2 rRNA genes are annotated in these 5,354 nt (G+C 56.1%); both read left to right on the top strand.

Annotated elements, in window-relative coordinates:
- Positions 1–92: 92 nt before the first annotated feature.
- Positions 93–1,617: ribosomal RNA gene (locus ACGFI6_RS41350) — 16S ribosomal RNA — on the top strand.
- A 486-nt stretch (positions 1,618–2,103) separates the two neighbouring features.
- Positions 2,104–5,230, top strand: a 23S ribosomal RNA gene (locus ACGFI6_RS41345).
- Together the 16S and 23S rRNA genes form the textbook arrangement of a ribosomal RNA operon.
- Positions 5,231–5,354 lie beyond the last annotated feature (124 nt).

Genomic DNA, 5,354 nt, shown 5'->3' with positions numbered 1-5,354 from the left:
ATACGGATGACAAGCCAGTTATTGGTTGTTTCTGATTCAAAGGATCGACTGAAGTTGTCGACTCACGGTCTTTGGACTGTTTGTCATATTTTTCAACGGAGAGTTTGATCCTGGCTCAGGACGAACGCTGGCGGCGTGCTTAACACATGCAAGTCGAGCGGTAAGGCCCCTTCGGGGGTACACGAGCGGCGAACGGGTGAGTAACACGTGAGCAACCTACCCTCAACTTTGGGATAAGCCTCGGAAACGGGGTCTAATACCGGATAATACTTCACTCTTCATGGGGTGGGGTTGAAAGTTCTGGCGGTTGGGGATGGGCTCGCGGCCTATCAGCTTGTTGGTGGGGTAATGGCCTACCAAGGCGTCGACGGGTAGCCGGCCTGAGAGGGCGACCGGCCACACTGGGACTGAGACACGGCCCAGACTCCTACGGGAGGCAGCAGTGGGGAATATTGCGCAATGGACGAAAGTCTGACGCAGCAACGCCGCGTGAGGGATGACGGCCTTCGGGTTGTAAACCTCTTTCAGCAGGGACGAAGCGAGAGTGACGGTACCTGCAGAAGAAGGACCGGCCAACTACGTGCCAGCAGCCGCGGTAATACGTAGGGTCCGAGCGTTGTCCGGAATTATTGGGCGTAAAGGGCTCGTAGGCGGTTCGTCACGTCGGGAGTGAAAACTCGGGGCTTAACCCCGAGCCTGCTTCCGATACGGGCAGACTAGAGGTAGGCAGGGGAGAGCGGAACTCCTGGTGTAGCGGTGGAATGCGCAGATATCAGGAAGAACACCGGTGGCGAAGGCGGCTCTCTGGGCCTTACCTGACGCTGAGGAGCGAAAGCGTGGGTAGCGAACAGGATTAGATACCCTGGTAGTCCACGCCGTAAACGTTGGGCGCTAGGTGTGGGGGACATTCCACGTCCTCCGTGCCGCAGCTAACGCATTAAGCGCCCCGCCTGGGGAGTACGGCCGCAAGGCTAAAACTCAAAGGAATTGACGGGGGCCCGCACAAGCGGCGGAGCATGCGGATTAATTCGATGCAACGCGAAGAACCTTACCTGGGTTTGACATATAGGGAAATCCTCCAGAGATGGGGGGTCCGTAAGGGTCCTATACAGGTGGTGCATGGCTGTCGTCAGCTCGTGTCGTGAGATGTTGGGTTAAGTCCCGCAACGAGCGCAACCCTCGTCCTATGTTGCCAGCACGCCCTTCGGGGTGGTGGGGACTCATAGGAGACTGCCGGGGTCAACTCGGAGGAAGGTGGGGATGACGTCAAGTCATCATGCCCCTTATGTCCAGGGCTTCACGCATGCTACAATGGCCGGTACAAAGGGCTGCGATACCGCAAGGTGGAGCGAATCCCAAAAAGCCGGTCTCAGTTCGGATTGGGGTCTGCAACTCGACCCCATGAAGTCGGAGTCGCTAGTAATCGCAGATCAGCAACGCTGCGGTGAATACGTTCCCGGGCCTTGTACACACCGCCCGTCACGTCATGAAAGTCGGCAACACCCGAAGCCGGTGGCCTAACCCTTGTGGAGGGAGCCGTCGAAGGTGGGGCTGGCGATTAGGACGAAGTCGTAACAAGGTAGCCGTACCGGAAGGTGCGGCTGGATCACCTCCTTTCTAAGGAGCATTCGGCGCCGGACCCTTTGGGTCGGGTGTCCATTCATCGTTTCCAAGGCGAATGTTCTTGGGCGATGGTGCTTCGGAATGTGGAACATTGACCATTAGGCCTGGAACCTGCTCGAGCGAGCTAGTACTGCTGATGTCCTTCGGGGTGTTGGCGTGGAACGTGAGTGAGTGTGGGGGATGGGTCGAGGCGCGCTGTTGGGTCCTGAGGAATCGGGCCCTGGACTTGTAAGAGTCTTGGGACTGTTTCTTCTAGGGTCACTGTCACACTGATGTTGTGTTGGTGTGGTGGGTGGCTGGGGCCGGCTTCTGTACAGACTGTTGATGGTCTGCTGGATGGGGTGGGTTGTTTCCCTCTGATGGTGGGTTTGTCTTCAAGTGTCAGGTTCGAGCTGGTGTTCCTGCCCGTATTTTGAGAACTGTATAGTGGACGCGAGCATCTCTTTGTAGCGTAATTTTGCTTTTTGTATGTTTGTTTTGTGACAAGCTACTAAGGGCAATCGGTGGATGTCTTGGTACCAAGAGCCGATGAAGGACGTTGGAGCCTGCGATAAGCCCCGGGGAGTTGGCAACCGAGCTGTGATCCGGGGGTGTCCGAATGGGGAAACCCAGCTGGCATTCTAAAGCCAGTTACCAGTGCCTGAACACATAGGGTTCTGGAGGGAACGCGGGGAAGTGAAACATCTCAGTACCCGCAGGAAGAGAAAACAATAGTGATTCCGTGAGTAGTGGCGAGCGAAAGCGGATGAGGCTAAACCATGTGCGTGTGATAGCCGGCGTGCGTTGCGTATATGGGGTCGTGGGAGCATTCGAGTCTTAATGCCGTGAGACTAGAGAGTTATCAATCACTGTTGAAGTCGAATCTTCTGGAATGTTGAGCCGTAGTGGGTTATAGCCCTGTAGGCGTAAGACAGTGACTCTTGAGTGTTTTCCCAAGTAGCACGGGACTCTTGAAATCCCGTGTGAATCTGGCGGGACCACCCGCTAAGCCTAAATACTTCTTGGTGACCGATAGCGGACTAGTACCGTGAGGGAAAGATGAAAAGTACCCCGGGAGGGGAGTGAAATAGTACCTGAAACCGGTTGCCTACAATCCGTCGGAGCTCTCCACTTTGTGGGGTGTGACGGCGTGCCTTTTGAAGAATGAGCCTGCGAGTTAGTGGTGTGTGGCGAGGTTAACCCGTGTGGGGTAGCCGTAGCGAAAGCGAGTCTGAATAGGGCGCTTTAGTCGCATGCTCTAGACCCGAAGCGGAGTGATCTATCCATGGGCAGGTTGAAGCGTGGGTAAGACCGCGTGGAGGACCGAACCCACCAGGGTTGAAAACCTGGGGGATGACCTGTGGATAGGGGTGAAAGGCCAATCAAACTCCGTGATAGCTGGTTCTCCCCGAAATGCATATAGGTGCAGCGTCGCGTGTTTCTTACCGGAGGTAGAGCACTGGATGGTCTAGGGGGCTTACCGGCTTACCGAAATCAGCCAAACTCCGAATGCCGGTAAGTGAGAGCGCGGCAGTGAGACTGCGGGGGATAAGCTCCGTAGTCGAGAGGGAAACAGCCCAGATCACCAGCTAAGGCCCCTAAGCGATTGCTAAGTGGAAAAGGATGTGGAGTTGCCCAGACAACCAGGAGGTTGGCTTAGAAGCAGCCACCCTTGAAAGAGTGCGTAATAGCTCACTGGTCAAGTGATTCCGCGCCGACAATGTAGCGGGGCTCAAGCAATCCGCCGAAGCTGTGGCACTCACATAAGTACTCGGCGTTTCCTTTGGGGACGTCCAGGTGTGTGGGTGGGTAGGGGAGCGTCGTGCAGCGTGTGAAGCAGCCTAGTGATGGAGTTGTGGATGCTGCACGAGTGAGAATGCAGGCATGAGTAGCGAATGACGGGTGAGAAACCCGTCCGCCGGATGATCAAGGGTTCCAGGGTCAAGCTAATCTGCCCTGGGTAAGTCGGGACCTAAGGCGAGGCCGACAGGCGTAGTCGATGGACAACGGGTTGATATTCCCGTACCGGCATTAACACGACCCGACCGAATCTGCTGATGCTAAGGACGTGAAGCTGTGATGTCTTCGGACGGATCGGTGGACTGTTCGACCCGAGGTGGTAGTAGGTGCATTGAGGAGTGACGCAGGAGGGTAGTCCAACCGCGGCGATGGTAGGCGCAAGCTGATCCGCGGGCAAGGTGGTAGGGCGAGGCATAGGCAAATCCGTGTCTCACATAGCCTGAGAGCCGAGGCGGACCCGTTCAGGGGAAGTGGATGATCCCATGCTGCCGAGAAAAACTTCGCAGTGAGTGTTAGAGCCGCCCGTACCCCAAACCGACACAGGTGATCAGGTAGAGAATACCAAGGCGATCGAGTGAACCATGGTTAAGGAACTCGGCAAAATGCCCCCGTAACTTCGGGAGAAGGGGGACCGGATCCGTGACGCCACTTGCTGGTGGAAGCGGTGATGGTCGCAGAGACCAGGCCCAAGCGACTGTTTACTAAAAACACAGGTCCGTGCGAAGAAGTAATTCGATGTATACGGACTGACGCCTGCCCGGTGCTGGAACGTTAAGGGGACAGGTTAGCTGGTTTCGGCCGGCGAAGCTTTGAACTTAAGCGCCAGTAAACGGCGGTGGTAACTATAACCATCCTAAGGTAGCGAAATTCCTTGTCGGGTAAGTTCCGACCTGCACGAATGGCGTAACGACTTGGGCGCTGTCTCAACCGTGGACTCGGCGAAATTGCATTACGAGTAAAGATGCTCGTTACGCGCAGCAGGACGGAAAGACCCCGGGACCTTTACTACAACTTGGTATTGGTGGTCGGTACAATTTGTGTAGGATAGGTGGGAGACTGTGAAGCTCGGACGCCAGTTCGGGTGGAGTCATCGTTGAAATACCACTCTGATTGTTCTGGCTGTCTAACTTTGGTCCGTTATCCGGATCAGGGACAGTGCCTGGTGGGTAGTTTGACTGGGGCGGTCGCCTCCTAAAAGGTAACGGAGGCGCTCAAAGGTTCCCTCAGCCTGGTTGGCAATCAGGTGTCGAGTGTAAGTGCACAAGGGAGCTTGACTGTGAGACAGACATGTCGAGCAGGGACGAAAGTCGGAACTAGTGATCCGGCGGTGGCATGTGGGAGCACCGTCGCTCAACGGATAAAAGGTACCCCGGGGATAACAGGCTGATCTTCCCCAAGAGTCCATATCGACGGGATGGTTTGGCACCTCGATGTCGGCTCGTCGCATCCTGGGGCTGGAGTAGGTCCCAAGGGTTGGGCTGTTCGCCCATTAAAGCGGCACGCGAGCTGGGTTTAGAACGTCGTGAGACAGTTCGGTCCCTATCCGCTGCGCGCGCAGGAGACTTGAGAAGGGCTGCCCCTAGTACGAGAGGACCGGGGTGGACGAACCTCTGGTGTGCCAGTTGTTCCGCCAGGAGCACGGCTGGTTGGCTACGTTCGGGAGTGATAACCGCTGAAAGCATCTAAGCGGGAAGCACGCTTCAAGATGAGGTCTCCCACCGGGTTAACCGGGTAAGGCCCCCAGTAGACCACTGGGTTGATAGGCCAGAAGTGGAAGCGCCGTAAGGTGTGGAGCTGACTGGTACTAATAGGCCGAGGGCTTGTCTCATACACAACCCCCTGAATGGGTGTGGTTGTCAGACTTTGAAGAGCCTGCGCTATGTAACTGATGTTCGCGTTCACTGTACGGTTCCCGGAATACGGTCAGAATCCCGGCAACCACCCCGCTGTTT

This window comes from Kribbella sp. NPDC048928 (assembly GCF_043197975.1).
Lineage (GTDB): Bacteria > Actinomycetota > Actinomycetes > Propionibacteriales > Kribbellaceae > Kribbella.
Note: the sequence above shows the minus strand (reverse complement) of the source record. Positions and strands in the feature narration are given on the sequence as shown.